26 protein-coding genes are annotated in these 26,669 nt (G+C 65.5%); 7 read left to right on the top strand and 19 right to left on the bottom strand.

Translation table 11 applies throughout. The features are described from left to right. Positions 1-32: 32 nt before the first annotated feature. Positions 33-1,373, top strand: a complete 1,341-nt coding sequence (gene trmFO / locus ABCN56_RS01120; protein ID WP_343078934.1) for a methylenetetrahydrofolate--tRNA-(uracil(54)-C(5))-methyltransferase (FADH(2)-oxidizing) TrmFO — start codon at positions 33-35, stop codon at positions 1,371-1,373. Further along, positions 1,370-2,221: a tRNA glutamyl-Q(34) synthetase GluQRS gene (gene gluQRS / locus ABCN56_RS01115; RefSeq protein WP_343078933.1), complete on the top strand. Its 852-nt coding sequence runs from the start codon at positions 1,370-1,372 to the stop codon at positions 2,219-2,221. Before trmFO ends, gluQRS begins: the two co-directional genes overlap by 4 nt. Positions 2,222-2,236: 15 nt before the next feature. On the opposite strand, the gene hisI is transcribed toward gluQRS, so the two are convergent. Next, complete coding sequence (hisI, locus tag ABCN56_RS01110) at positions 2,237-2,596, bottom strand: phosphoribosyl-AMP cyclohydrolase (protein WP_343080085.1); 360 nt, start codon at positions 2,594-2,596, stop codon at positions 2,237-2,239. An 87-nt stretch (positions 2,597-2,683) separates the two neighbouring features. Between hisI and ABCN56_RS01105 the strand changes: the two genes are divergently transcribed. Further along, complete coding sequence (locus ABCN56_RS01105) at positions 2,684-3,133, top strand: iron-sulfur cluster assembly scaffold protein (protein WP_343078932.1); 450 nt, start codon at positions 2,684-2,686, stop codon at positions 3,131-3,133. A 175-nt stretch (positions 3,134-3,308) separates the two neighbouring features. Here ABCN56_RS01105 and ABCN56_RS01100 read toward each other — a convergent pair whose 3' ends face one another. The 5 genes from ABCN56_RS01100 to sciP all read right to left on the bottom strand — a co-directional run bounded on the left by ABCN56_RS01100 (position 3,309) and on the right by sciP (position 9,029). Beyond that, positions 3,309-3,431, bottom strand: a complete 123-nt coding sequence (locus tag ABCN56_RS01100) for a hypothetical protein (RefSeq protein ID WP_343078931.1) — start codon at positions 3,429-3,431, stop codon at positions 3,309-3,311. A gap of 114 nt (positions 3,432-3,545) precedes the next feature. Beyond that, on the bottom strand, positions 3,546-5,636 hold the full coding sequence (gene recG, locus ABCN56_RS01095) for an ATP-dependent DNA helicase RecG (RefSeq protein ID WP_343078930.1): 2,091 nt from the start codon (positions 5,634-5,636) through the stop codon (positions 3,546-3,548). Then, positions 5,633-7,780, bottom strand: a complete 2,148-nt coding sequence (gene ligA / locus ABCN56_RS01090; protein ID WP_343078929.1) for an NAD-dependent DNA ligase LigA — start codon at positions 7,778-7,780, stop codon at positions 5,633-5,635. The genes recG and ligA overlap by 4 nt, the downstream gene beginning before the upstream one ends. Before the next feature lie 161 nt (positions 7,781-7,941). Further along, positions 7,942-8,655 (bottom strand): response regulator transcription factor CtrA, encoded by a 714-nt coding sequence (gene ctrA / locus ABCN56_RS01085; RefSeq protein ID WP_343078928.1) that lies wholly within the window; start codon positions 8,653-8,655, stop codon positions 7,942-7,944. 95 nt (positions 8,656-8,750) lie between these two features. Then, a complete protein-coding gene (gene sciP / locus ABCN56_RS01080; protein ID WP_343078927.1) occupies positions 8,751-9,029 on the bottom strand; it encodes a CtrA inhibitor SciP in 279 nt (92 codons plus the stop codon). Positions 9,030-9,147: 118 nt separating this feature from the next. Here sciP and mnmA point away from each other — a divergent pair, with 118 nt between their 5' ends. Next, positions 9,148-10,296 carry a tRNA 2-thiouridine(34) synthase MnmA gene (gene mnmA / locus ABCN56_RS01075; protein WP_343078926.1) on the top strand — a complete coding sequence of 383 codons (1,149 nt, stop codon included), beginning with the start codon at positions 9,148-9,150 and terminating at the stop codon, positions 10,294-10,296. Positions 10,297-10,300: 4 nt separating this feature from the next. On the opposite strand, the gene ABCN56_RS01070 is transcribed toward mnmA, so the two are convergent. From ABCN56_RS01070 to pyrH, 13 genes are all read right to left on the bottom strand, one after another. Next, positions 10,301-10,567, bottom strand: a complete 267-nt coding sequence (locus ABCN56_RS01070) for a hypothetical protein (RefSeq protein ID WP_343078925.1) — start codon at positions 10,565-10,567, stop codon at positions 10,301-10,303. Positions 10,568-10,653: 86 nt separating this feature from the next. Beyond that, a complete protein-coding gene (gene lpxB / locus ABCN56_RS01065; RefSeq protein ID WP_343078924.1) occupies positions 10,654-11,799 on the bottom strand; it encodes a lipid-A-disaccharide synthase in 1,146 nt (381 codons plus the stop codon). Then, positions 11,796-12,614 (bottom strand): LpxI family protein, encoded by an 819-nt coding sequence (locus tag ABCN56_RS01060; RefSeq protein ID WP_343078923.1) that lies wholly within the window; start codon positions 12,612-12,614, stop codon positions 11,796-11,798. The genes lpxB and ABCN56_RS01060 overlap by 4 nt, the downstream gene beginning before the upstream one ends. Next, positions 12,611-13,405, bottom strand: a complete 795-nt coding sequence (gene lpxA / locus ABCN56_RS01055; RefSeq protein ID WP_343078922.1) for an acyl-ACP--UDP-N-acetylglucosamine O-acyltransferase — start codon at positions 13,403-13,405, stop codon at positions 12,611-12,613. The genes ABCN56_RS01060 and lpxA overlap by 4 nt, the downstream gene beginning before the upstream one ends. 2 nt (positions 13,406-13,407) lie before the next feature. Further along, positions 13,408-13,869 (bottom strand): 3-hydroxyacyl-ACP dehydratase FabZ, encoded by a 462-nt coding sequence (fabZ, locus tag ABCN56_RS01050; protein ID WP_343078921.1) that lies wholly within the window; start codon positions 13,867-13,869, stop codon positions 13,408-13,410. A 98-nt stretch (positions 13,870-13,967) separates the two neighbouring features. Next, positions 13,968-14,600, bottom strand: a complete 633-nt coding sequence (locus ABCN56_RS01045; RefSeq protein ID WP_343078920.1) for an OmpH/Skp family outer membrane protein — start codon at positions 14,598-14,600, stop codon at positions 13,968-13,970. Next, positions 14,600-16,933, bottom strand: coding sequence for an outer membrane protein assembly factor BamA (bamA, locus tag ABCN56_RS01040; RefSeq protein ID WP_425466054.1), 2,334 nt, complete (start codon positions 16,931-16,933; stop codon positions 14,600-14,602). Before bamA ends, ABCN56_RS01045 begins: the two co-directional genes overlap by 1 nt. A 232-nt stretch (positions 16,934-17,165) precedes the next feature. Further along, the gene (gene rseP / locus ABCN56_RS01035; protein WP_425466053.1) at positions 17,166-18,509 is read right to left on the bottom strand and encodes an RIP metalloprotease RseP; all 1,344 of its coding nucleotides are present in this window, start codon (positions 18,507-18,509) and stop codon (positions 17,166-17,168) included. Between the two features lie 6 nt (positions 18,510-18,515). Continuing rightward, positions 18,516-19,697: a 1-deoxy-D-xylulose-5-phosphate reductoisomerase gene (gene dxr / locus ABCN56_RS01030; protein WP_343078918.1), complete on the bottom strand. Its 1,182-nt coding sequence runs from the start codon at positions 19,695-19,697 to the stop codon at positions 18,516-18,518. A 4-nt stretch (positions 19,698-19,701) separates the two neighbouring features. Continuing rightward, positions 19,702-20,493: a phosphatidate cytidylyltransferase gene (locus ABCN56_RS01025; RefSeq protein WP_343078917.1), complete on the bottom strand. Its 792-nt coding sequence runs from the start codon at positions 20,491-20,493 to the stop codon at positions 19,702-19,704. Beyond that, positions 20,490-21,218, bottom strand: a complete 729-nt coding sequence (gene uppS / locus ABCN56_RS01020; protein ID WP_343078916.1) for a polyprenyl diphosphate synthase — start codon at positions 21,216-21,218, stop codon at positions 20,490-20,492. Before uppS ends, ABCN56_RS01025 begins: the two co-directional genes overlap by 4 nt. Before the next feature lie 36 nt (positions 21,219-21,254). Next, positions 21,255-21,818 (bottom strand): ribosome recycling factor, encoded by a 564-nt coding sequence (gene frr / locus ABCN56_RS01015; RefSeq protein WP_343078915.1) that lies wholly within the window; start codon positions 21,816-21,818, stop codon positions 21,255-21,257. 85 nt (positions 21,819-21,903) lie between these two features. Continuing rightward, positions 21,904-22,647 carry a UMP kinase gene (pyrH, locus tag ABCN56_RS01010; RefSeq protein ID WP_343078914.1) on the bottom strand — a complete coding sequence of 248 codons (744 nt, stop codon included), beginning with the start codon at positions 22,645-22,647 and terminating at the stop codon, positions 21,904-21,906. A gap of 137 nt (positions 22,648-22,784) precedes the next feature. On the opposite strand from pyrH, the gene miaA reads away from it, so the two are divergent. The 3 genes from miaA to ABCN56_RS00995 all read left to right on the top strand — a co-directional run bounded on the left by miaA (position 22,785) and on the right by ABCN56_RS00995 (position 26,614). After that, positions 22,785-23,663, top strand: a complete 879-nt coding sequence (gene miaA / locus ABCN56_RS01005; protein WP_343078913.1) for a tRNA (adenosine(37)-N6)-dimethylallyltransferase MiaA — start codon at positions 22,785-22,787, stop codon at positions 23,661-23,663. A 141-nt stretch (positions 23,664-23,804) separates the two neighbouring features. After that, positions 23,805-24,737: a helix-turn-helix domain-containing protein gene (locus tag ABCN56_RS01000; RefSeq protein WP_343078912.1), complete on the top strand. Its 933-nt coding sequence runs from the start codon at positions 23,805-23,807 to the stop codon at positions 24,735-24,737. Between the two features lie 227 nt (positions 24,738-24,964). Next, on the top strand, positions 24,965-26,614 hold the full coding sequence (locus tag ABCN56_RS00995) for an ABC transporter substrate-binding protein (protein WP_343078911.1): 1,650 nt from the start codon (positions 24,965-24,967) through the stop codon (positions 26,612-26,614). The last annotated feature ends 55 nt before the right edge of the window (positions 26,615-26,669 follow it).

Below are 26,669 nucleotides of genomic sequence, written 5' to 3'. Positions count from 1 at the left end.
TTTTCGTCTGGGGGTCGCTACATCACCCCCAAATGGTAGAACCGATCCACATCATTGGCGGCGGCATGGCCGGCTCCGAAGCTGCATGGCAGGCGGCCCAGGCGGGCGTGCCTGTCGTGCTGCACGAAATGCGTCCCGATAAGGGGACTTTCGCCCACCGCACCGGGCATTTCGCCGAGATGGTCTGTTCGAACTCGTTCCGTTCGGACGATGACGAACGGAACGCCGTGGGGCTCCTCCACTGGGAAATGCGCGCTGCCGGCGGCCTGATCATGGAAATGGCCGAGGCGCACCGCCTGCCCGCAGGCGGAGCCCTTGCCGTTGACCGGGATCCATTTGCGCTCTCCGTGACGGAACGCCTCCGGGGCCATCCCCTGATCTCCGTCGTCGAAGGCGAGGTGACGGCCCTGCCCTCCGACGGGTCCTGGATCATCGCGACCGGCCCCCTGACCTCCACCGCGCTTGCCGAGGCGATCCGGGCCGAAACTGGCGCCGAGGCACTGGCCTTCTTCGACGCCATCGCACCGATCGTCTACGCCGAAAGCATCGACATGTCGGTCGCCTGGAAGCAGTCGCGCTACGACAAGGGCGAGACCGAAGAGGAACGCACCGCCTACATCAACTGCCCGATGAACCGCGACCAGTATGAAGCGTTCATCGACGCGCTTCTGGCTGCCGACAAGACCGAGTTCCACGAGGGCGAAACGGCGGGCTATTTCGATGGCTGCCTGCCGATCGAAGTCATGGCGGAGCGCGGCCGCGAAACCCTTCGCCACGGGCCGATGAAACCGGTGGGGCTGACGAATGCGCACAAGCCGGACGAAAAGGCCCATGCCGTGGTCCAGCTCCGACGCGACAACAAGCTCGGCACGCTCTACAACATCGTCGGCTTCCAGACCAAGATGAAGTACGGCGCGCAAACCGATGTTTTCCGGATGATTCCGGGCCTCGAGAATGCGAGCTTCGCGCGGCTCGGCGGGATTCACCGCAATACGTTCCTGAACTCGCCCACGCTTCTCGACGACCGGATGCGGCTGCGCTCGCGGCAGAATGTCCGCTTCGCCGGCCAGGTCACCGGGGTCGAAGGTTACGTGGAAAGCGCCGCGATGGGCCTTCTGGCTGGCCGAATGGCGGCCGCCGAGGCCAAGGGCGAAGATCTCGCGCCGCCCCCGCCGGAGACCGCGATGGGGGCACTGATCACGCATATCACCGGCGGCGCGGATGCGAAGACGTTCCAGCCGATGAACGTCAACTTCGGCCTCTTCCCACCGATCGACGCCAAAGGTGGCCGGCGCGGCCGCAAGGACCGCTACAAGGCCTATACCGACCGCGCGAAAGAGGCGTTCCAGCAATGGCTTGCGGGGCAAGGTTGAAGCGCACGCGCTTCGCACCATCGCCCACGGGGCTCCTGCATCTGGGGCACGCCTATTCCGCACTCGTTGCGCATTCTCGCGCCGACGCGGGGGAGTTCCTCCTCCGCATCGAGGATATCGATCGCGCGCGCTGCCGCGTCGAGTTCGAAACTGCGATCTACGAGGATCTGGAGTGGCTCGGCCTGTCGTGGCCCACACCCGTCATGCGCCAGTCGGAACGGACGGACGCCTACAATGCAGCGATCGACCAACTGGCATTCCTCGGACTGCTCTATCCCTGCCGCTGCACACGGGGCGAGATCCGCGCCGCCCTCTCCGCGCCGCAGGAAGGTGCTGCCCCACCCGTCCACAGCCCTGACGGACTCGTTTATCCCGGCACCTGCCGCCACCGCACGATGGCGGAGGCCGAAGCCAGCGATGCCATTCGCCTCGATGTCCGAAAGGCGCTGGATCACCTGGCTGACCGGTTTCCGGTGTTTACCGAAACAGGACCACGGCACGAAGGGCAGCATCGGATCGACGCCGAAGAAGTGATGGCCAGCGTCGGTGATGTCCTCCTCGCCCGGCGCGACATGGGCACCTCCTACCACCTGGCGGTCACGGTCGACGACGCGGCGCAGGGGATAACCGAGGTCGTTCGCGGCGAGGATCTGTTCGACGCGACCTGCATCCACGTCCTTTTGCAGGCGCTCCTCGGCTTGCCGACACCGGACTATCACCACCATCCGCTGATCCGTGACGAGCATGGCAAGCGGCTTGCCAAGCGCGACGACGCCCGCGCCATACGGCGCTACCGGGAAGAGGGCGCATCCCCCGCCGACATCAGGAAGATGGTGGGCCTTGTCTGATCTCCCGCGCGGGCCTCACGGCTCCGGCGTCATGATCTCGACCTCGGCGCCATCACGCACGGCTGTGTAGAAGCACGAGCGCCGGTTGGTGTGGCAGGCCGGCCCTTCCTGTTGCACGAGCACGAGCAGGCAATCGCGGTCGCAGTCGAAGCGGAAGTCGACGAGCTTCTGCACATGACCCGAGGTTTCGCCCTTCACCCAGAAGGCATTTCTCGATCGTGACCAATAGGTTACACGTCCAGTCTCAAGCGTCCGCGTCACGGCGCCCTCGTTCATCCAGGCAAGCATCAGCACTTCGCCGCTCCGGGCGTCCTGCGCAATCGCGGGGATGAGGCCGCGGGCGTCGTAGGCGAGCGTCGCGGGATCAAAGCGCAGAGAGGAGGCCATGGTGCACCTTTGCAAGCGGGAGTCCGGACGCTATCTAGGACAAAAGCCGTGGCGGCGAAAGCTGAAGGGAAAGCGATGAGCGACCAGGACCTGATAAAGCTCTACTCGCAGCGTATTCTCGCGCTTGCCGCCGACATTCCGCATGCCGGCCGGCTTGAGGCACCGGACGCGTCCGCACGGCGCCGCTCGCCTCTCTGCGGCTCGACGGTCACCGTCGACGTGGTGGTGAAGGATGGCCACATCGCCGACTTCGCGCAGGACGTGAAGGCCTGCGCCCTGGGCCAGGCATCCGCTTCGGTCCTGGGCTCGGTCGCCATTGGCCGGACCCGGGCCGAGATCGAACGGGCACGGGATGAACTTCGCGCCATGCTGAAGGAGAACGGTCCGGTTCCCTCCGCGCCCTTCGACGGGCTGGAGGTCCTGCTGCCCGCGCGGGAGTACAAGAACCGCCACGCATCGATCCTCCTCGCGCTCGAGGCTACTGCCGAGGCGATGGAAGCCGCCGAAAAGGCCCGCTGCGCATGAAAAAGCCGCCGCCCCAAGAGGAGCGGCGGCGAGTGGCGCATCTTCCGGATCCGGGCGGCCTTGGGATACCGGGCCGGTATCCCCTTGGGGACAGGCAGTGACAAACGGGCGCGTCGACTGAAAGCATCAGGCGCGCCGCTCCGGGCGGAAATGCGCGAGGCAGAGCGTGCCGGTCTCAGACGAGGCCGGGAAGATGCAGGCCGACGATCAACATCACAGCAAGCGCCGCAGCGCCCAGCGTGTCCTCGATCAGCGTCGGCGAAGCACGGCGAAGAACGGATTTCAGGTCAGCGATCATTGGGCGGTCCCCCTGTTACGAGAGATGTTTATCCTTTGTTCTCATATTCACCCGAACCTGTAAAGAACATTTTAGGAACTTTTGTGAACAAAGGTGGATTTCTGGGGGATTCGTCTATCCCACCGTGATGAGCCGGATCGCCCGATCCTGCTCCATCAACCACAAAAGGACCCGCGCCGCACGTCCACGCGGACCCGATAGCTCCGGATCCGCGGCAAGCAGCGCCCGCGCGTCATCCTGTGCCACGGCCATGAGAGCAGCTTGTCTTTCCAGGTCCCCGATCCTGAACTTGGGCAGTCCCGACTGCGCCGTGCCGATCAGGTCGCCAGCCCCGCGCATGGCGAGATCCTCTTCCGCGATCCGGAACCCGTCCTCCGTCTCGCGGAGGATCGCGAGCCGGCGCTCGGCCGTCTCCGAAAGCGGGGACTGGTAGAGGAGCAGGCATGTCGACTTCTCGGAACCCCGCCCCACCCTGCCCCGCAGCTGGTGAAGCTGCGCGAGGCCGAAGATCTCCGCCCGCTCGATGACCATGATCGAGGCATTGGGCACGTTCACACCCACCTCGATCACCGTCGTGGCGACAAGAACCTTGGTCCGGCCCGCGACGAAATCCGCCATCGCCACGTCCTTTTCCGACGGCGGCATCTGCCCATGCACCAGACCCACGACGCCTTCGCCCAAGGCGGCCCGAAGGGAACGGAACCTTTCCTGCGCGGCGGTCAGGTCCACGACCTCGCTCTCTTCGACCAGGGGACAGACCCAGTATGCCTGGCGCCCCTCGGCAACCGCGCGACGGAGATGGTCGACCACCTCCTCCATACGGCTGGTCGCGACGAGAGCCGTCTGCACCGGCTTCCGCCCGGGCGGCTTTTCATCCAGAAGCGAGACGTCCATGTCGCCGTAATTCGCAAGCGCCAGCGAACGCGGGATCGGCGTCGCCGTCATCACCAGAACGTCCGCGGCCCGCCCCTTCGCACCAAGCTCCATGCGTTGCGCAACGCCGAAACGGTGCTGCTCGTCGACAACGGCAAGGCGAAGGTCATGGAAATCCACATCCTTCTGGAAAACCGCGTGCGTGCCGACGAGGACCTGAATCTTCCCTTCCTTCAGCGCAGCGAGCTTCGTGGCGCGCTCCGCCCCCTTGTCACGGCCCGTCAGAAGCTCGAGCCGGACGCCGGCAGCCGCCGCCATGGGGCGCAGGCTTTCGAGGTGCTGGCGCGCCAGGATTTCTGTCGGGGCCATCATCACCCCCTGCCCGCCCGCCTCCACGGCGATGAGAAGCGCGAGGAACGCGACGAGCGTCTTGCCCGCGCCAACGTCCCCCTGAAGCAGTCGGTTCATGCGCCGGTCCGACGCCATGTCGGCGGCTATCTCTGATATCGCGCGCTCCTGCGCTCCGGTCGGGCGGAAGGGCAAGGCATCGAGGACCCTGCGCTGAAGCGTGCCGTTCCCGACGGATGGCCGACCCTTGCCGCGACGTAGGGCGCTGCGGGCGAGGGCAAGCGTCAGCTGATGGGCGAAGAACTCGTCATAGGCGAGCCTCTGGCGTGCCGGCGCCGTCGGCGCGAGGTCCGGATTCCCCTTCGGGCCATGCGCGGCCCTGATGGCATCGGCCCAGTCCGGCCACCCCTCCCGAAGCTTCAGCGCCGGGTCGATCCACTCCTCGAGATCAGGAATCCTCTCCACCGAGGCCGCGGCGGCCTTGGCCATCGTCCGCAGGCTGAGGCCAGCGGTAAGGGGGTAGACGGGCTCGAACTCGGGCAGGTCCTTCGCTTCTTCCGGGCGCAGGATGTGGTCAGGATGGACGATCTGGGCGACGCCGTCGAAGATCTCCAGCTTTCCCGAAATCACGCGCCGCTGCCCCGTCGGCAGCTGCCGCGCGAGGATTTCGGGCCGCGCGTGAAAGAACACCAACTGGAACTCGGTTTCGGCATCGCGGACGAAGACCCGCGCTGGGCCCCCCTTGCGGCGCGATGGCACATGCGCCCCGACCTCCACCTCGACGGTAACGGTCGCGGGCGGCACCACCTCCCGGATCGACCGGCGCAAGCGGCGGTCGACGCCCGAATACGGCAAGGTGAAGACGAGATCGCGCGGCCGTTCGATCCCCATCTGGGACAGGAGCTTCGCCGTCTTCGCGCCCACCCCGGGCAGCGTCTCCAGCTCCGCGAAGAGCGGGAAGAGGATGGACGGACGCCCGGTCATCCGCCGATGAGCGCGAGCCAGGCTTCCTCGTCGATCATCTCGACGCCAAGCCGCTCGGCCTCCTTCGCCTTCGAACCGGCTCCGGGCCCCGCAACGACGAGGTCGGTCCGCGCCGAAACCGACCCCGCGACCTTTGCCCCGAGCGCCTCGGCGCGCGCCTTGGCCTCGGCCCGCGTCATCTTCTCCAGCGTCCCGGTGAAGACGATCGTCTTCCCGGCGACCGGGCTTTCGACCGGACCGCGCCGGACCACGGGCTCGACCTCCAGCATCGAGACCAGCCGGTCGATCGAGGCGCGCTCCGCCTCTTGGTGGAATGCCGTCACCAGCGACGTCGCCATCACATCGCCCACGCCGTTAATGTTGGTCAGCCGTTTCCAATCGTCGCCCTCGCCGATACGAGCCGAGGTCATGGCGGCCTCGAAGGCCTCCCACGTGCCGTAGTCGTTCGCAAGAAGCGATGCAGAACTCTCTCCGACATGCCGGATGCCGAGCGCGAAGATCAGGCGGTTCAGGGGGATCCGCCGACGCATGTCGATGGCAGCGAAAAGGTTCGCTGCGGATTTCTCGCCCCAGCCCTCCAACTGCCGAAGCTCGTCGCCATGATTTTCCCCCAGCGTGAAGATATCCGCCGGTTCGCTGATCCAGCCCTTCTCGTAGAAAGCCTCGACATGCTTGCCGCCGAGCCCCTCGATGTCGAAGGCCGCGCGCGAGACGAAATGCTTCAGCTTCTCGACCGCCTGCGCCGGGCAGATCATCCCTCCGGTGCACCGGCGCACCGCGTCGCCATCCTCCCGGATCGCCTCCGAACCGCACTCCGGGCAGGTTTTCGGGAATTCGTAGGGCTCCGCGTCCTCCGGACGCTTCGAAAGGTCCACGTCGGCGACCTTCGGGATCACGTCGCCCGCGCGGTAGACCTGGACCCAGTCGCCGACGCGGATATCCTTGCCGTCGCGGATCGGGTTCCCCTTGGCGTCGCGGCCGGCAATGTAGTCCTCGTTATGCAGCGTCGCGTTGGAAACGACGACCCCGCCCACCGTCACCGGCGAAAGGCGTGCAACGGGGGACAGCGCGCCGGTGCGGCCGACCTGGATGTCGATCGCCTCGAGCCGCGTCCATGCCAGTTCGGCCGGGAACTTGTGCGCGATGGCCCAGCGGGGCGTCGCCGTGCGGAAACCCAACCGGCGCTGGAGGCCAAGGTCGTTGACCTTGTAGACCACGCCATCGATATCGTACCCGAGCGTCGCGCGTTTCTGCTCGATCGTCCGGTAGGCATCGAGGAGAGCATCGGGGCCGTCGCAGAGACGCGTGAGAGGGTTCGTGGAAAACCCGAACTCCGCCAGACGCCCGATGGCATCGAATTGCGTCTCCGCCAGCGGCTCTGAGGCCGCGCCCCAGCCATAGGCGAAGAAGCGCAGCGGCCGCTCCGCCGTGATCCGCGGGTCCAGTTGCCGCAGGCTGCCGGCGGCAGCGTTCCTCGGGTTGGCGAAGGTCTTTTCGCCAGCTTTCTCCTGCCGTTCGTTGAGCCGGCCGAAATCGGCATGGCTCATGTAGACCTCGCCCCTGACCTCGAGGACGTCGGGCGCGCCGGAAAGGTGATGCGGGATGTCCCCGATCGTGCGCGCGTTCTCGGTCACGTTCTCACCGGTCTCGCCATCGCCCCTCGTCGCCGCCTGTACGAGCCTGCCGCGCTCGTAGCGCAAGGACAGCGACAGGCCGTCGATCTTCGGCTCGGCCGTGTAGGTCAGCGCCGCGTCCTTGCCGAGGTTGAGGTACTTGCGCACACGTTCGTCGAAGTCGGTCACCTCCTCGGTCTCGAAGGCGTTCGCGAGGCTGAACATCCGGACCTCGTGGCGAACCTTGGCGAATCCTTCCGCCAAGGGCGCACCGACTTTCTCTGTCGGGCTTTCCGGCGATTTCAGCTGCGGAAACCGCGCCTCTATCTCCGCAAGCCGCCGCTTGAGCGCATCGTATTCGGCGTCCGATATCTCGGGCGCATCAAGCGTGTGATAGGCCCGGTCCGCCGCCTCGACTTCCTCAGTGAGCCTTGCGATTTCTGCCCCGGCCTGGTCCTCGTCGAGATCCTTGACCGCCACGTCCGGGAAGGCGCCCGAAACGCTTCCGGCCGATTTGCCCACCGACGACATGAAATGACCTCCCGCGACGTCTCACCCGCAGTGATAGGGGGACCGTCCCGGGAGGTCCAGCCTCGTGAAACGACACGTCGCGGCTGACCTCGTCGCCTCCCGTCCCCGTTCGTTCTGCGCGGTCCGGGGTTCCCCGGTGCCGGGGCCGACAAGATGTCTGATCACGCACCGATCGCGATGCGCCGTTCCACCTGCGCCGGGCTGGGATCGCGCAGCACGTAGCCACGGCCCCAGACCGTCTCGATGTAATTGTCACCGCCCGTTGCCTCGGCGAGCTTCTTGCGCAGCTTGCAGATGAACACGTCGATGATCTTCAGTTCAGGCTCGTCCATGCCGCCATAGAGGTGGTTCAGGAACATCTCCTTCGTCAGTGTCGAGCCTTTGCGCAGCGAAAGGAGTTCCAGCATCTGATATTCCTTCCCCGTCAGGTGAACCGACTTTCCGTCGACCTCGACGGTCTTCGCATCGAGGTTCACCGAGATCTTGCCGGTGCGGATCATCGATTGCGCATGGCCCTTCGAGCGGCGGATGATCGCGTGGATGCGCGCCACCAACTCTTCCCGGTGGAACGGTTTGGTCATGTAGTCGTCGGCCCCGAAGCCGAAACCCTTGATCTTGTTTTCCGTGTCATCGGCGCCGGAAAGGATCAGGATCGGAGTATCGACCTTCGCCAGCCGGATCTGGCGCAGCACCTCGTGCCCATTCATGTCCGGCAGGTTCAGATCGAGGAGGATCAGGTCATAGTCGTAAAGCTTCGCCAGATCGATGCCTTCCTCGCCGAGGTCCGTGCAGTAGACGTTGAGGTTTGCATGGGTCAGCATCAGTTCGATGCTGCGCGACGTGGTCGGATCATCCTCAACCAGCAGGATTCGCATCTTCAGGTCTCCGCGTTTGTACCTCGGTCACCTGCCAACTTGTCGCCAATTGGTTAACCGCACGTTACTGTCGCATAACCTTCCATGCGTGCAACTTAAAGTTGTCGGTATTTCTGGATCGCCGTCACTTTCAGCGCCCTTTCCCCGTGCGTCTCGACTGCCTTGCGCCAGAGTTCGAACTCCTCCTCCGACAGTTCGTAGCGCTGCAACGCCTCCTTCAATGTCATGAGCCCGCAGGCCACGGCCTTCACCACCTTCGCCTTGCGGCTCGCCACCCAGCGGCGCGTTTCTGCCGGCGGCAGATCGGCGCGGGTCAGTATCGTCCCGTCGGGCAAGGTAACCGCCCGCGGTCCATCGACTTTCTTCAGAAACATGGGCCACCCCCTCGGTCGTCCTGCGACGCAAGGTGAAGAGGCAGGCTTAAGGAGGGGTGAAACGCGGACTTGTGAGTGTCTCGCATTTTCCTATATTCCTGCGGACCCGGAGCCTCCAATGCCATTGACCGACACCGCAACGAAACTGAACTCGCTCGGCCTGCCGAAACCGCCGGCCGAAACCCGCGTCGTCGTGGCGATGTCGGGCGGCGTGGATTCGTCCGTCGTGGCCGCAATGCTGGCCGAGGAAGGCTACGACGTCGTCGGCGTCACGCTGCAGCTCTATGATCACGGCGCCGCGCTCGCCAAGAAGGGTGCCTGCTGCGCCGGCCAGGACATTCACGACGCCCGCCGCGTCGCCGAAGCCATGGGCTTCCCGCACTACGTGCTCGATTATGAAAACACGTTCCGCCAGGCGGTGATCGACGAGTTCGCCGATGCCTACCTCGCCGGGGCGACGCCCGTGCCCTGCATCCGCTGCAACGAGCGCGTGAAGTTCAAGGACCTACTGGAAACTGCGCGCGAACTCGACGCGGACTGCATGGCGACCGGGCACTACATCCAGCGGAAGATGGGGCCGCGTGGCCCCGAACTGCATTGCGCTGCCGACCCGACACGGGACCAAAGCTATTTCCTGTTCTCGACGACGCCAGAACAGCTGGATTTCCTGCGCTTTCCCCTCGGCCACCTCGCGTCCAAGTCCGAAACGCGGGCGCTGGCTGCGAAATATGGGCTCGCCGTCGCTGACAAGCCGGACAGCCAGGACATCTGCTTTGTTCCGAACGGCAATTACGCGAGCGTCATCGAAAAGCTGCGCCCTGGCGCGGCCGATCCGGGCGAGATCGTGGATATGGATGGCAACGTCCTGGGCAAGCACCGGGGCGTGATCCACTACACCATCGGCCAGCGCCGCGGGCTGGGGATCGGCGGGCTCGAGGAGCCGCTCTACGTAGTCAGGCTGGACCCCGAGGCGCGGCGCGTCGTCGTCGGCCCGAAGGAGGCGCTTTCGACCCGGGTCGTGCCCGTGCGCGAGATTAACTGGCTCGGCGACCAACCGCTCGACAGCCGCAAGGAGTGGAGCGTCGCGGTCAAGGTTCGGTCCACCCGCCCCCCGCGCGAGGCGTTGATCCGCCCCATTTCCGCGACTGAGGCCGAGGTAGAGCTTCTGACGCCCGAAGAGGGTGTGAGCCCCGGTCAGGCCTGCGTATTCTATGACACCGGCAGCAGCCGGATCCTCGGCGGCGGCTGGATTCACGCCAGTCGCTGAGGGCCTATTCCTCCTTCAGGAGATAGGCGATGATCGCGGCCCTCGCCTCGCGATCCGGGGCGGAGTGATTCACCAGCCAAGCGTCGAGCCAGGCGGTCTTTTCCTCCGGCGTCTCGCCCTGAATGAGCGGGCGCACCAGCGAGGCGGTGCGATGGCAGAATGAGCAGGCGATGCCGAAGTACGCCTCACCCCGTTCGGGGTCCGGCGCCGGCGTCTCCGCGAATGCGGCGCCGGCAATGAACATGAACGTGAGAGCCAAGACGCGGATCACCGAATCCTCCTGAACACAACTCCCCCATCATAGAGGCCTTTCCCAGACATCGCCACGTGGGCGCCCTGGCACCCGCGCGGTCAGCCCTATCCGAGCTTGGCGAGCACCGACCGGGCCGCTCGCAGGCCCGGGGCTTCACCGCCCTTTCCGAGCCGCGTCATGGTCAGCCGCATTGCGGCAATCTGGGCCTCCCGCGCCTTGTCGTCGTTCAGGATCTCGGCCAGCGCCTGGGCGATGGGTCCGGGGCGGCAATCGGCGCCGAGGAATTCCGGGATCGCGCGCGTTTCCGACACGAGGTTGACCAAGGTCACCGTGTCGACCTTCAGCATCCGCCCGATGATGAAACGCGACAGCCAGTTCATGTCGTAGGCAATCACCATGGGCGTTTCCGAAGCGGCAAGCTCAAGGCTCACCGTGCCCGAGGCGGCCAGCGCGAGATCCGCCGCGGCGAAAGCCGCCCTCTTGTCGGCCGCGGCCTCGACGACGATCGGCGGATGCGGCCAACGGGCCGACATCTCCCGCACCATCTCCGCGACGCCGCGCACGGTGGGCACGACGACGCGCAGGCCGGGCTCCCGGTCGCGGAGACGCATCAGGGCCTCGTCAAACCGCGGCGCAAGCCGCCTGACCTCACCCCGGCGGGAACCGGGCAGGCAGAGGACCAAAGGCTGGTCCGCGCCGATCATGTGCGTTTCGCGGAACGCGGCGGCTTCTTCAGGTGTCGCCTGTGGCTCGGTCACGACCGGATGGCCGACGAAGTCGCAGCTCATGCCGGCGGCTTCCATGTAGGGCGGCTCGAACGGGAAAAGCGCCAGGACATGGTCGATGACCTTCGCCATCTTCGCCGCCCGGCCCGACCGCCAGGCCCAGACGGTCGGCGCGACGTAATGGATGGTCGCAAGTCCCGGATTGGCCGCCTTGGCAATCCGGGCCACACGCAGGGTGAAATCCGGGCTGTCGATCGTGATGAGGGCATCCGGCGCTGCAGCGGAGACAGCCTCCGCCGTTTCTGCGATCCGCGCCTTGAGCTCGCGGTATTTTGGCAGGACCTCGACCAGGCCCATGACGGATAGTTCTTCCATCGGGAAGAGGCTCGTCAGCCCTTGAGCCTCCATCTCCGGTCCGCCGACGCCAAGGAATTGCACGCCGGGATGAAGCTTCTTCAGGCCCGCCATGAGGGCCCCGCCCAGCCGGTCCCCGGACGGTTCACCGGCTATGAGGAAGAGCTTCATGGCTCCCGCGCCCAGAGGAAGAGGCCAAGCCGCTCAGCCTCCACGACCATCTCCTCGCGGCCGAGAAGGAGGGCGCCACTCGCCTCCCATGCAATACCTGCGAGTCCCGCCTTGGCGGCACGGCGCAGGGTCTCCGGGCCGAGCGCGGGAAGGTCGATCCGGCGGTCCTGCCCCGGCTTCGGCGCCTTGTAGAAGACGCCCCGCGCCCCTTTCGGATCGGGCCGCAGCGCCGCGCCGGTTTGCGCGACGAAGTCGAGCATCGCATCAGTGCCAGGCAGCGCCTCCACCGCGAGGCACAGGCCCTGCGCGACGACCGCGCCCTGCCCCACGTCCACGGCACCGAGCGCGGCCACGATCTCGGCAGCGCGATCGGCATCCCGGGCATCCGCATCCGTCACGGTTCCCGCCAGAACGCCCGCTCCCGGAACCAGGTCCGGCGCTATGTCGCCCGCGCCGACGACCTCGAAACCCCATTCCTCGAAGATCCCGATGACGGCACGCAACGCCGCATCGTCCCCGGACCGCATTGCGGCCAGAAGACGGGGCACGAGCTGCGCCGTCCGCGGATCGAACATTTCGGGCTCGAGCCGCGGCCGGCGCACCGCGCCCGCGAAACAGATGCGGCCCACGCCAAGTTCCCGCAGCCGGTCAAGGAAGGGAACCAGACGCTCGATGCGGAAACGCTCCGCGCTCTTGCCTGGCAGAGAGGCGGGAAACCCCTCCAGTTCCGCAAGGACAATGTCCTGCCCCGCTAGAGACGCGCACAGGAGCCCCGGCAGCACCCCTTCGCCCGCGATGATCGCCGTCGGGCTCATCTCGGCGTCAGGAAGGATCGGTCCGACGGGCCAAGAATGAAATCAAGGACTTCACGGACATAGTTGCTATCGGCGCCTTCATCGGCCAGGCGCCGGGCGGTTTCCCGGAAATTGCCTTCCGACAGCGCCATGTAGAGGTCGCGGAGCGCCGCGATCTCGGCCTTGTCGACGCCCCGCCGCTTCAGACCGACAAGGTTCAGTCCGTCGAGCGAACCACGGGGCCCTTGCACCAGGCCATGCGGGATCACGTCGGCGGTGACCATGGTCACCGCACCGATGATGGCGCCGCGTCCGATACGCACCCACTGATGGATGCCGGACATGCCCCCGACGATCACGTCATCCTCGATCACGCAATGGCCCGCCACGGCCGACCCGTTCACGAGGATCACCCGATCCCCGATCTGACAGTCGTGCGCGACGTGGCAGCCGGCCATGAACAACCCGTCGTCGCCGACGCGCGTCACCCCGCCGCCGCCTGCCGTCCCGGTGTTCATCGTGACATGTTCCCGGATCCGGTTCCGCGCGCCGATCACGAGGCGCGTCGTCTCGCCCTTGAACTTCAGATCCTGCGGCACTTCGCCGAGGACCGCGAAGGGGAAGACGACCGTGCCTTCGCCGATCTCGGTCTGACCCGTCACGACCGCGTGGCTCTTCACTTCGACCCCAGCGGCAAGACGAACCTCCGGACCGATCAGCGCGAAAGGGCCGATCCGGCAGTCCGGACCGATCACGGCCCCGGGTTCGACGACCGCGCTGGAATGAATCTCGGCCGACGAGTGAATCGCCATGGTCAGTCCCGAAGGTCCAGCATCGCCGTGATCTCGGCCTCGCAGGCAAGCTCACCGCCGACCGTCGCCTCGCCCCGGAACTTCCAGATCTTTCCGCCGCCGCGCTTGACGGTCATGTGGAGTTCCAGAACGTCGCCCGGAACCACCTTGCGACGGAATTTGCAGCTGTCGATCGCCATGAAATAGACGAGGAGATCACGGTCGATCACGTCCAGCGAAACGCCGACCAGCACCGCCGCCGACTGCGCCATCGCCTCGATGATCGTGACGCCCGGCATGATCGGCGTCTGCGGGAAATGGCCTTGGAAATGGGGCTCGTTGAACGTGACGTTCTTGACGCCGACGCATCCCTTGAAGGGGACGATATTGTAGACCTTGTCGATCAGAAGGAAAGGATAGCGGTGCGGGATGATCCGCTGAATGAGGTGGATGTCGGCCTCGGTGATCGCGCTTGCCTCAGTCATTCGATGTCCTTCCCCGACCTTGTGTTCACTGTCTTTCTTTGCGCTTCGGCCTAGCTAGCAACAAGCTTCGGGGCTGGCAAGCAGGGCCGGACGCCCCACTACTGATCGGACGGCACCGTCGCTGGCGCGTCCGAAGGCGGGGCGGTGGCGTCATCCTGCCCCGACAGGCTTTCGGGCGGTTTGCCCTCTCCCAATGCGGCGTCGATCCTCGAAATCATCTCGTCGGTCACGTCGATCGCGTCGCTGGCGATGAAGATGGCCCGGTTGTCCAGAATCGCCACCGCGCCACGGTCGCGAAGGACCTCTCCCAAGACGGGAAATGCCGCCTTGTAGAAATTCTGACGCTCGATGTCGCGCAGGCGGGCAAGTTCCCGTGCCTTGCTGTCCTGCACCCGGCGGATTTCCTCGACCTTCGCATCGAAAGCATCGGCTGCGGCCCGGAACTCTTCGGGCTGCATCGAGACCCGGCGATCGGTCAGGGCTCGCTCCTCCTCCGTGAGCTCCGCTTCGATCCGGCGGTTCTCCATTGCCAGGGCCGCGGACGCCGATTCCAGATCGGCCGCCGCACGTTTGCCCCAGAGGCTTTCCGCGTAGAGCCTCTCCTGGTCCAGCGTCAGGATCGGGCTCGGAACCTCGATCCTCGGAGCCTCCTGCGCGCGCGCCGGCAAAGCAATGGCGGCTGCGAATATCGCAGCCGCCAGAAACGCCACCGGCGTCAAGCTCCTACGCATCAGAACCGCGTCGAAACCGTCAGGTCGAAACGCTGCTCCTTGTCGTAGTCTTCCTTCTGAAGCGCACGCGAGAAGTTGAAGCGCAGCGGCCCGATCGGAGTCGTCCAGTAGACCGAGAGCCCGGCCACGGCCCGCAGCTTCATGTCGTCACTGTTGAAGTCGGCGCCGCCCACATCAAGACCCCAGACGGAGCCCACATCGACGAACGCGCCACCACTGATGCCGTACTCTTCAGGCAGGCCGATCGGGAAATCAGCCTCGAAGCGCGCCACCGCGAAGTAGTTGCCGCCAAGAGCCTCGTCGCCCTGCACGGGGCCGATGCCGTTCGGCTCGAAGCCGCGGATCTTTCCGTTGGCCGTGAACCTGTCGATGACGCGGCTCGACTGCCCGTCCAGCATGTTCAGCGCGCCGCCCTCGAGCTCCGCACGAAGCGTCACTTCCTCGTTCAGCACCTTCGTCTCCGCCGAGACGAGCGCCGTGGTCACGACGGACTTCACGTCGCCGCCCAAGCCATTGAAATCCTGACCGAAGCGCAGAAGCACACCGGCGTTCGGATTGAGACCCACGCGGCGCGTATCGTGGCTGTAGGTATAGCCGACGCCCGAGGTGATGAGCGAACCTTCCTGCGTTTCCAGATCGATGATCCCGCCCGGGTTGGCGTCCGGATCGGTCGCGTCGTAGTTGTCCATGGTGTCCTCGGACACCTTGTACCGCAGTTCCAGACGGCCAAACTCGCTCACCGGGAATTCGATCGCCGGCGAAATGCCGATCATCCGGGTGTCGTAGTTTTCGTAGTCCTGCTCGGACGTGTTGTAATAGGCGGAGAAGCGGAACTTCAGGTCACGCCCAAGGAAGGCCGGTTCGACGAAGGTGAGGTTCGAGTTCGCTGACCGAACACCCGCGCCGATCGAAACCGAAAGCAGCTGCCCGCGGCCAAGGAAGTTGGTTTCCTGGAAGCTCGCCGCGAAGCCCACGCCCGAGGCAACGCCATAGCTGACCCCGAAGGACAGGGAGCCCGTCGGTTGTTCCTCGACGTTGACGTCCACCACGACCTGGTCCTGGGCCGAGCCCTGAACCGCCTCGACGTCTGCTCTGGAGAAGAAGCCGAGGGCGCGAATACGTTCCGCCGCCTCGCGGATCTCGCGTGGATTGAAGGGGTCGCCTTCGACGGTGCGGAACTGCCGCCGGATCACGCGGTCAAGCGTCGTCGCGTTGCCCTCGATGTCGATCCTCTCGACGAAGATCCGCGGGCCGCGCGTCAGGACGAACGCGACATCCAGCGTCTGATCGCGATCGTTTCGCGTGATTCGCGGCTCGACGCGAAGGAAGTCGAGACCCTCCTTCAGCGCGACGGCCTCCATGCGGCTGATCGTGTTGTCGACCGCGGCCGGGGAATAGGTCGCCCCCTCGCGCACCTTGATCGCCGCTTCGTAAGGCGCGACGTCCACGCCGGGATACTCGCTCACCGCGGTGATCTTGCCGAACTTGAAGCTCTGGCCTTCCTGGACGTTGAAGGTCAGGAAGAACGCATCGCGCTCACGCGAGAACTCGGAGGAAACGCCGAGAACCTGGAAATCCACATAGCCGCGCGAGCGATAGAAATCCGTCAGAACCTGGCGGTCGAACGCGATGCGGTCGCCGACGAAGGTATCGGCCTTGATGAAGGTCCGAAGCAGGCCAGCCTGCTTGGTCTCCAGTACCTGCCGCAGGCGGCGATCCGAGAACGCGCGGTTGCCGGTGAAGGAAAGGCGCTCGATCTCGGTGACCCGGCCCTCGCGGATTTCGAAGACGACGTCCACGCGATTGTCGGAGCGGCGGATGATGCGCGGATCGACGCGCGCGGCGAGACGGCCCGATTGCGCATAAGCCTCTGTGATCGCAGCGGCATCGGCTTCGGCCTGAGAGGGAGAATAGACGCGGCGCGACTGCGATTCGACGATCCCGGCGAGGTCTTCGTCCTTGATGCGCGCATTGCCTTCGAAGCTGACCCGGTTGATCGTCGGATATTCCTGCACCCGAATGACCAGCGTGCCGCCCGAAGGAACAAGCTCCACGGTTTCGAAAAGGCCGGAACCGGCGATCCGCTGGTAAGCGTCGTTGAGCTGCGCCGCCGAAATCGTCTGCCCGCGCGGGATGCTGGCATACTTGAGAATCGTCGCGGCCTCGACCCGTTCGTTGCCTTCGATCTGGATCTGACTGAAGGTGTATGCCTGCGCATAAGCCGCAGGCGCCGTCGCCACGGATGACAGAGCGAATACGAAGGGCACAGCAGAGAGGCGAAGCGTCAGCATAAGGGACGCAGCCAGCCGACCGCGAGCGTGGGTTTCGTACATATTCGCCCCCCCAGGCGCTAAATTAAGACGGCAAAAAGTTCACCCCGTCACTAGCCGTATTGGGGGGGCTTGTCAAAAGGTCCAAGCAACGGAAAGGAACGAGTGATGCGGTTTTCCCGCACCACCAATTTCCACTCCGATCACAGGCAGAACTCGGCGGGGCGCGAGAGGGGTCTCTCGGCGGTCGAACCCAAGTCATTGCCGGGCAAAGACATTGCCCGATTCCCGGGTGTCACGGACAGAACAGGTCGTTCGCCAGACCAAGCGTCATGAGCGCCAGGACAAGTGCAAGGCCCACCGCCATCAGGAACCGCAGAACGCCTTCCGACGGTGGTTTCCCCGTGCTCCATTCCCACGCGTGGAAAACCAGGTGGCCGCCGTCCAGAACCGGTATCGGAAACAGATTCAGAAGCCCGATCGCCGTCGAAAGGAAGGCGACGAACCAGATGAAGTCGGCCGGACCCTGCGATGCCGCAGCCCCGGAACTCTCGGCGATCCCGATCGGTCCCCGGAGGTTGCAGGACGAGATCGCCCCCGTGATCATGTGCCAAAGGCCCGAAAGCGACGTCGCCGCGACGTCCCAGGTCTGGGAGACGGCCCCGGTCGTGGCCTCCCAAGGCGAGGGGCGGCGGACGGCTGGCTCGAAGAAGAAGCTTCCTGTGACGCCGATGAGCCAGCGCGTTTCGAACCCGCCCTCTGCCCTCGGAATGTCGGTTCGGCGCGCGGCGAGTGCCGCTTCGAACTCCCCCTCGCCCTCACGCCAAACGGTGAGCTGGATCGGACGCCCTTCGGCCTCTTTGACCATTGCCTGGAGGTCGGCGAAGACGTTGACGGGAACACCGTCAGCGGCGATCACGACGTCACCCCGCTGGAGCCCGGCATCGCTCGCCGCCGTGCCGGGCGCAATGCCTTCCACCCGCGGCGGATAGAGCGCCGGGCCAGTGACCGAAAGCTCCTGCCCGTCGCGCAGGACCACATAGGTCATCTCGGGTGCGGAGGGCAGTTCGCCTATCGCTTCGAACAGTGCCGTGTAATCCGGAGTCGCGATGCCATCGGCCGCGACGATCTGATCCCCTTCGCGGATCTCGCCGCTGCCGCTCGGAAGCGGTTTCACCTGCGAGACGGTCGGCACTTCCGTCGCCACGCCAGAAACCAGCATCACGGCGGCGAAGATCAGGATGGAAAGAACGAAATTGAAGATCGGCCCCGCAGCAACCGTCGCCGCCCGCGCCCAGAGAGGAGCGCCGTGCAGGGTGTGCCGCTTCTCTTTCGGCGAAAGATGGGAAAGCGTCTCCTCGTCGGGCGAACCAGAAGCCACGTCGGCGTCACCCAGGAAACGGACATAGCCTCCCAGCGGGATCGCGGCGAGTTGCCATCGCGTGCCGCGCTTGTCCACGCGGCTGAAAAGCTTCGGACCGAACCCGATCGAGAAGACCTCGGCATGGATCCCGGACCAGCGGCCGACGATGTAATGGCCGAATTCATGCACCGCGACGATGACCGAAAGCGCCACCGCGAAGGCTGCCGCGTTCACGAAGAAATTGCCGAAAGAGGGAAAAAGCCCGGTCGGGTCCACTGTAACCTACCTGCCGCTTCGCGCTGCGATGACCTCGCCCGCACGGATCCGCGCAAGCCTGTCCATCTCCACCACGTTATCTAGATCGGCCAGAGGAATGCCAAGCCCCCCCTCGCCCGCGAGTCTCTCAAGCGTGTCTTCCACGACCGCCGCCATTTCGGTGAAACCGACCCGGCCCGCGATGAAAGCATCCAGTGCCGCCTCCTTCGCCGCGTTGAACGCGGCTCCGGCCAGACCTCCCGCCGCCATCACCTCCCGCGCGAGCCGCAGCGCCGGGTAACGTTCCGGATCTGGCGCGGAGAAGGACAGCCGGCCGATCTGCGCAAGGTCGAGCCGCGCGACCGGGAGCTGGGCGCGCGCGGGCCAGTTCAACGCGTAGCCGATCGCGTGGCGCATGTCCGGCGGGCCAAGATGGGCCATCAGGGCGCCGTCTGCGAAGCCGACGAGCGCATGAACCAGCGATTCCGGGTGGACCAGCACTTCGATCCGGTCGGGATCGATGCCGAAAAATTCCCGTGTTTCGATCACTTCCAGGGCCTTGTTGAACATCGAGGCGCTGTCGATCGTGATCCGCTGGCCCATCGCCCAGTTCGGATGCGTCGAAGCTTCGGCGACCGTCGCCTGCGCGAGCCGTTCCATCGGCCAGTCGCGGAACGCGCCGCCAGAGGCGGTGATCACGATCCGTTCGACGGCCGCCATGTCTTCGCCGACAAGCGCCTGGAAGATCCCCGAATGCTCGCTGTCCACCGGCAGGATACGGGCACCGTGCTTCGCCGCCTCGGCCAGAAGCAGGGGGCCGGCCGTGACAAGGCTCTCCTTGTTTGCCAGCGCCAGCGTGGTCCCATGCGCTAGCGCGCGGAACCCCGGCACGAGGCCCGCCGCCCCCACGATCGCGCTCATGGTCCAGTCGGCCGGCCGGTCGGCCGCCTCGGCCAGCGCGGCGGGGCCCGCGGCGGCTTCGATGCCGGAACCGGCAAGAGCCGCGCGAAGGTCTTCAAGACATTCCTCATGCGCCGTGACCGCGACCTCGGCCTTCAGCGCCCGCGCCTGGCGCGCCAGCAGGTCGGTGTTGCGCCCACCGGTGAGGGCAACGATCCCGAACGCCTCGGCCCCGCCCTGCGATTGCAGAAGTTCGATCGTCGCGACCCCGATCGAGCCCGTTGCACCAAATACGGAAACCCTGCGCATCGCCTCAGACCCGGACAACCGGAACCACCACGAACAGCGACAGGACGAGCATGAACAGCGCCCCGCCGAGGAGCGCGTCGAAGCGGTCCATCAGGCCGCCGTGGCCCGGAATGAGGCGCGAGGAATCCTTTACCCCGACGTGCCGTTTGATCGCGCTTTCGGCGACGTCGCCCATCTGCGACGCGAAGGCGAGCGCCGCCGAAAGCGAAGGCAGGTCCCGTCCGGCCGTGGTGAAGGACAGGAAGGCATATCCGACCGCCGCTGCCCCGATCCAGCCCGCGATGATCCCGGCCCAGGTCTTCTTGGGGCTGACACGTGGCCAGAACTTGGGACCGCCGATCAGGCGGCCGGCGAAATAGCCGGAAATGTCGGTCGCGGCGATCACGGCAACGAGCCAGCCGAGCCACAGCATCCCGTGGTGTTCGCGGAACCAGACCAAGCCAAAGGACGCGATGAGGATCGCCGAGCCGTAGGCAGCGAAGATCAGCCGGTCACGCCGCGGCAGGATCAGCACCACCGCGCCCGGCAGCAGCAGGGGAACGAGCGCCATGGGGCCGGGAAGGATGAAGGCGGCGGCCATAGCGACGCCGCCCGACACCGCCAACGCCTTCGCTTCGGTCTGGCGGGACGGCTCCTGCATTGCCGCGAGTTCCCAGACCATCACCGAGGCGCAGACGAGCGCGAGAGCCGCGAACCAGATGCCTCCGGCCCAGATCGCCCCAAGCCCGATGCCCGCGAGGATGACGCCCGACGCAAGCCGGGTGCCGAGGTCACCCCATTTTCCGCCGCCAGTCATGCCGTGATCACGCCGCCATACCGCCGTTCGCGACGGGCGAAGCGATCAAGGATGTCCGCCAGTTCCCCCGGCGTGAAGTCAGGCCAGAGGGTCGGCGTGAATTCGTATTCGGCATAGGCCGACTGCCAGAGCAGGTAGTTCGAGATGCGCGTCTCGCCCGAGGTGCGGATCACGAGGTCCGGGTCCGGAAGGCCGGCGGTGTCGAGCCGCGCCGCGAACGCCTCCTCGTCGACTGCCTCGGGCGCGAGCGTTCCCGCGGCCACGTCCTCGGCGACCCTCCGCGCGGCGCGCGCAATCTCGTCGCGGCCTCCGTAGTTGATCGCAACGGTCAGGTGCAGAACGTCGTTCCCGGCCGTCCGCTCTTCGATGCCAGCCATCAGCCGCTGGAGCTTCGGATCCAGTTTTTCTCGTCCGCCGATGAAGCGAAGCCGGACACCGGCCGTCGAAAGCCGCTCCGCCTCGTTCTCGATATACCGGGCGAAGATCGACATCAGGCCGATCACCTCTTCGGTCGACCGTTTCCAGTTCTCCGTCGAGAAGGCGTAGATCGTCAGGTAGCGAATCCCCAGGCCCGGCGCGGCCTTGACGATGGCCCGCACACGTTCAGCACCCCTGCGGTGCCCGACGAGGCGCGGCCAGCCGCGGCTCGTGGCCCAACGTCCGTTGCCATCCATGATGATGGCGACGTGGGCAGGTGTGCCCGGCGTGATATCCTTGGCGGCCATGCGCCTGCCTTTGCACTCGGGGCGTAGGTGCAGGTGTCAGACCTGCATGATCTCCGCCTGTTTCCCTTCGAGCGCCTTGTCCACCGCGGCAATCGCCTTGTCGGTCAGCGCCTGCACTTCATCCGACCAGAACTTCTGGTCGTCCTCGCTCATCCCCTCTGCCTTCGCCTTCTTGATCTGGTCCATCCCGTCGCGGCGGACGTTCCGGATCGCGACACGGGCGTGTTCGGCGTATTGTGCGGCGACCTTCGACAACTCGCGGCGCCGTTCTTCGTTCAGTTCGGGAATCGGCAGCATGATGATCGTGCCGTTGAGCTGCGGGTTGATCCCGAGGCCCGATTCCCGGATCGCCTTCTCGACCTTGCCGACGAGGCTCTTGTCCCAGACGTTGATGGTGACCATCCGCGGCTCCGGCACGTTGATCGTGCCGACCTGGTTGATCGGCGTCATCGAACCGTAGGCGTCTACCTGGATGGGCTCGACGATCGACGCCGAGGCGCGGCCGGTCCGGAGGGTCGCGAATTCATGGCGCAGCGATGTCATCGCCCCGTCCATCCGGCGCTCCAGGTCATCAATGTCGATTTCGATCTCTTCCGACATAGGTCTCTTCCGCTTCCCTGCAGAGGTGTTGGGCCCCTTCTATCGCGGGGCGTAGGCAAAAAAAAGGCAGAGCCACTCTTACGGCTCAACCTTTCACGATCGTATACGTCCCTTCTCCCGCGAGGATGCCGCGGAAACCGCCGGGCTCATCCAGCGAGAAGACGATGATCGGCTTGTTGTTTTCGCGCGCGAGCGCAATCGCGGAGGCATCCATCACCCCGAGGTGCTTCTGCAGAACCTCGTCGTAGCTGACGGTGTCGTAGCGCTTGGCGTCATCGTGCTTCTTAGGGTCCTTGTCATAGACGCCATCGACCTTCGTTCCCTTGAAGATCGCCTCGCAACCCATTTCGTTGGCGCGCAAAGTCGCGGCCGTATCCGTGGTGAAATAGGGGTTCCCGGTGCCTGCGGCAAAGATGCAGACGCGCTTCTTTTCGAGGTGGCGGACGGCACGGCGGCGGATGTAGGGCTCACAGACCTGGTCCATCGGGATTGCCGAGATGACGCGGGTGTGGATACCGAGGGCCTCCAGCGCCGCCTGCATGGCAAGGGCGTTCATGACGGTCGCGAGCATCCCCATGTAGTCGGCGGTCGTCCGCTCCATACCCTGCGCGGCGCCCTGAAGCCCGCGGAAGATGTTGCCGCCACCGATCACCATGCAGATCTCGACACCGAGATCGTGCACCGCCTTCACCTCCGAAGCGATGCGGCTGACGGTCGGCGGATGCAGGCCATAGCCCTGATCGCCCATCAGGGCCTCGCCCGAAATCTTCAGGAGAACCCGTTTGTAAGTCACCTGAGGCGCCTTCGCCGCTGTTTTCTGCCCGTCCATGCCGCCCCCGCTTGCCGCGCCTTGAGTTTCGCCGGCAAAATGTCGGAAAACCGCGGCAGGTTCAACGGGGCACGGGCAGGTCCGGCCTTCCTTCGACAAGGGCGCCCTCGCCAATTGCATGAATAATTCGTGACAACATGCTGACAATACTGGATGAAATAGATCCCACTGCCCCAGTCCTGATCGCCGGCCCCACCGCGAGCGGCAAGTCGGGGCTCGCCTTGGCGATTGCCGAGGCACAAGGCGGCACCATCGTGAATGCCGACGCGCTGCAGGTCTGGTCATGCTGGCGCATCCTCTCGGCCCGCCCCTCGCCCGAGGACGAGGCCCGCGCGCCCCACCTTCTCTATGGCCACAAGAACATCGGTGACGAGTACTCCGTCGGCCACTGGCTGCGCGAGGTCGAGGACATTCTGGCGACGGGCGTGAGGCCGATTATTGTCGGCGGAACGGGGCTTTACCTGACATCCCTCACACGCGGGCTGGCCGAGATTCCCCCGACTCCGGCGAACGTTCGAACCACGGCGGATGCCCGCATAGCCGCGGAGGGGCCGGAAGCCCTGCTCGCGGAACTTGACGCGGCCACGGCGGCGCGGATCGATCGGCTCAACCCCGCGCGCATCCAGCGTGCCTGGGAAGTCCTGCAGGCCACCGGACGCGGGCTGACCGAATGGCATGGGGAGACCGGCGCGCCGCTCTTGCCCCTCGATCGGGTGACGCCGCTGGTGCTGGATGCCGATCGGGACTGGCTGGCGGAACGCATCGACCGGCGCTTCGACATAATGATGGCGGAGGGCGCGCTGGACGAGGTCCGCGCCGTTCTTCCCTGTTGGGATCCCGCGGCGCTCTGGGCGAAGGCGATCGGCGCGCCGGAGCTCGTCGCGCATCTTCGCGGAGAGATGCCGTTGGACGAGGCGGTGGCCGCGGCCAAGCTTGCAAGCCGCCAATACGCCAAGCGTCAAAGGACCTGGTTCCGCAACAGAATGTCCGGCTGGAAACGGCTGAGCATGCCGTGACGGATCGGCCACGCTCCGCCGACGGCCCTGATTCTTTTCACTTTCCGGTTTGGAATTTGGCCTTGTCTAGCCTAGATTCCGCGGCAACGCCGAAAAACGGCGACCGCCCCTGTTCTGCCTGACCCATGGGAGAAAGACCCCGTGAAGCTTTTCTCTGGCCCGAACCTCGCGCAATACGCGTCGAAGCTTCCTGATGGCAGCCCCGCGCCCAAACCGGAAAAAGCACCCAAGGCGCCGCCCGCCCGCAAGGTGACCGAGCTTCGCGCGTCAGCGATCCCCGAAGGCCAGGGGCCGTCGTCTCTTCGCCTCGTTCCCATTCCGCGCCTCGCTCATGGCGGGCGCTGGCGGGTCGAGGCGATGCGCTCCCTCTCCGAACCGCTCCTCCTGTGGTTCACGCGGGGCCAGGGGCGCATCACGGTCGCCGGCGTCACCAGAGGCTACGGCGCGCACAACGCGATCTTCATACCCGCGGGCACGATGCACGGGTTCGAACTGGGCCCGCAGGCCTACGGCACGGCCGTCTTCTTCGGCCGCGACACCGAAGTGGCGCTTCCGAAGGAACCGAAGCACCTGCGCATCCGGGAATCCGCGCCCCAGAACGAACTGTCGGGAATTCTCGACAACATCCAGCGCGAACTCGAGAGCAAGAGGCCCGGCCACGAACGTGCGGCGCAGGCGCACCTCGGGCTTCTCGGCGTCTGGCTGGAACGTCAGATCGAAGTGGCGCAGCCCGAGGAAAAGCACCGAAAGGACTCCGCTCGCCGCCTTGTGGCGCGCTACACGGCGTTGCTGGAAAAGGATTTCCGGTCAGGCATGGGCGTGGCGGACTACGCCGCCGCCCTCGGGGTCACGCCCACGCACCTGACGCGCGTCTGCAACCAGACCTGCGGTCGACCGGCCTCCGAACTTCTGCACGACCGCACACTGTTCGAGGCTCGGAAGCTGCTGAAGGAAACTGACCTGCCGGTCAACAGGATTTCCGCAAGCCTGGGCTTCACCTCCCCCGCGTATTTCACGCGCGCCTTTCAGGCGCGCATCGGCCAGACACCGACACGGTTCCGCAAACTCGCGTGAGGCCGCCCCGCTATCGGGTTGACCGGAGCGGTTGCGTCGGTTTTGTTTGGCCCATGTCGGAAACATCACAAAAAGCGCCGATAGCAGGCGTTGACGTGCGGGCAGAAACCGTGCGCAATACCGCCAATGAAACCGGTCCGCATCCGGGCACGCATCTGCGGTTCAAAAACCGCGGCGTCGGAGCCCGAGTACAATAATTACAAGTTGACCTCACAGGGGAGAACAAGATGACCAAACACCAATCCTTCGGGACACGGCTGCACCCGGCTGTGCAGATGTACGCGGAGGAAGTGAAGGCTGGCCTTCTGAGCCGGCGCGAATTCCTGGCCCGCGCATCGGCACTCGGTGCGTCCACGGCCGTTGCCTACGGGCTTCTCGGCATCAAGGCCCCGGCCGCCGCGCAGGAAGCGGGCACCCCGGGCGGCACGCTCCGCGTGAACATGGAGACGAAGGCCCTCAAGGACCCGCGTCTCTTCGACTGGTCGGAAATGGCCAACTTCACCCGCGGCTGGCTGGAATACCTCGTTGAATACAACCGCGACGGCTCGTTTCGCGGCATGCTCCTGGAAAGCTGGGACGTCAACGAGGACGCCACGGAATACACGCTCCACGTTCGTCCGGGCGTGACCTGGTCCAACGGCGACGCCTTCACCGCCGCCGATGTCGCGTTCAACATCACCCGCTGGTGTGACGGCAACGTCGAAGGCAACTCGATGGCCGCGCGCATGTCGAGCCTGGCGGACGAAACCACGAAGCAGGCCCGCGAAGGCGCGATCACGGTCGTCGACGACATGACCGTGAAGCTCACGCTGAACGCGCCCGACATCACGATCATCCCGGGCATGGCCGACTATCCGGCTGCCGTGATGCACCAGTCCTACGACGGCGGCGACCCGTCCGCGAACCCGATCGGTACCGGCCCGTACGTGCCCGAATCGAACGAGGTCGGCGTCAAGCAGGTGCTCGTGAAGTCCGATAAGCCCTGGTGGGGCACCGAGGTGTATGGCGGCCCCTACCTCGACCGGATCGAGTACATCGACACCGGCACCGACCCGGCGGCGCTCGTTGCCGCGGCGGAGTCGGAAGAGGTCGACATGACCTACCAGACCTCGGGCGACTTCGTGGAAATCTTCGACAGCCTCGGCTGGACGAAGTCGGAAGCCGTGACCTCGGCCACGATCGCGGTTCGCTTCAACCAGGATTCGGATCTCTATTCCGACGTGAAAGTCCGCAAGGCGATGCAAATGGCCGTGGACAACAGCATTGTCCTGGAACTGGGCTACGCGAGCCTCGGCACCGTCGCAGAAAACCACCACGTCTGCCCGATCCATCCGGAATACGCCGAGCTGCCTCCGCTCACGGTCGATGGGGCCGCGGCGAAGGCGATGATCGACGAAGCCGGCCACGCGGACACCGAGTTTGAGCTGATCTCGATCGACGACGCCTGGCAGGCGGCGACCTGTGACGCGGTTGCGGCGCAGATCCGCGATGCGGGCATCAACATCAAGCGGACGATTCTTCCCGGTTCGACCTTCTGGAACGACTGGACGAAGTATCCGTTCTCGGCCACCGAGTGGAACATGCGTCCGCTTGGCGTCCAGGTTCTCGCTCTGGCCTACAAGTCGGGCGTGGCCTGGAACGAGACCGCCTTTGCGAACGCTGAGTTCGATGCGGCTCTCGCCGAAGCGATGTCGATCGCCGATGCCGACCAGCGGCGTGAAGTGATGGCCAAGATCGAAAAGATCATGCAGGACGAAGGCGTGCTGATCCAGCCGTACTGGCGCTCGCTCTACCGTCACTTCAAGGAGAACGTGAAGGGCGCAGACATGCACCCGACCTTCGAGCACCATCACTACAAGTGGTGGATCGAAGCCTGATCCGTGCGGGGCGCGGGCAATCCACCCGCGCCCCGTTTTCTCTTCGCCGAGAGCC

Origin of the sequence: Ostreiculturibacter nitratireducens, from assembly GCF_032670585.1 — a bacterium.
GTDB lineage: Bacteria > Pseudomonadota > Alphaproteobacteria > Rhodobacterales > Rhodobacteraceae > Ostreiculturibacter > Ostreiculturibacter nitratireducens.
The sequence above is the reverse complement of the archived record's forward strand: the minus strand, read 5'-3'. Positions and strand labels throughout refer to the sequence as shown.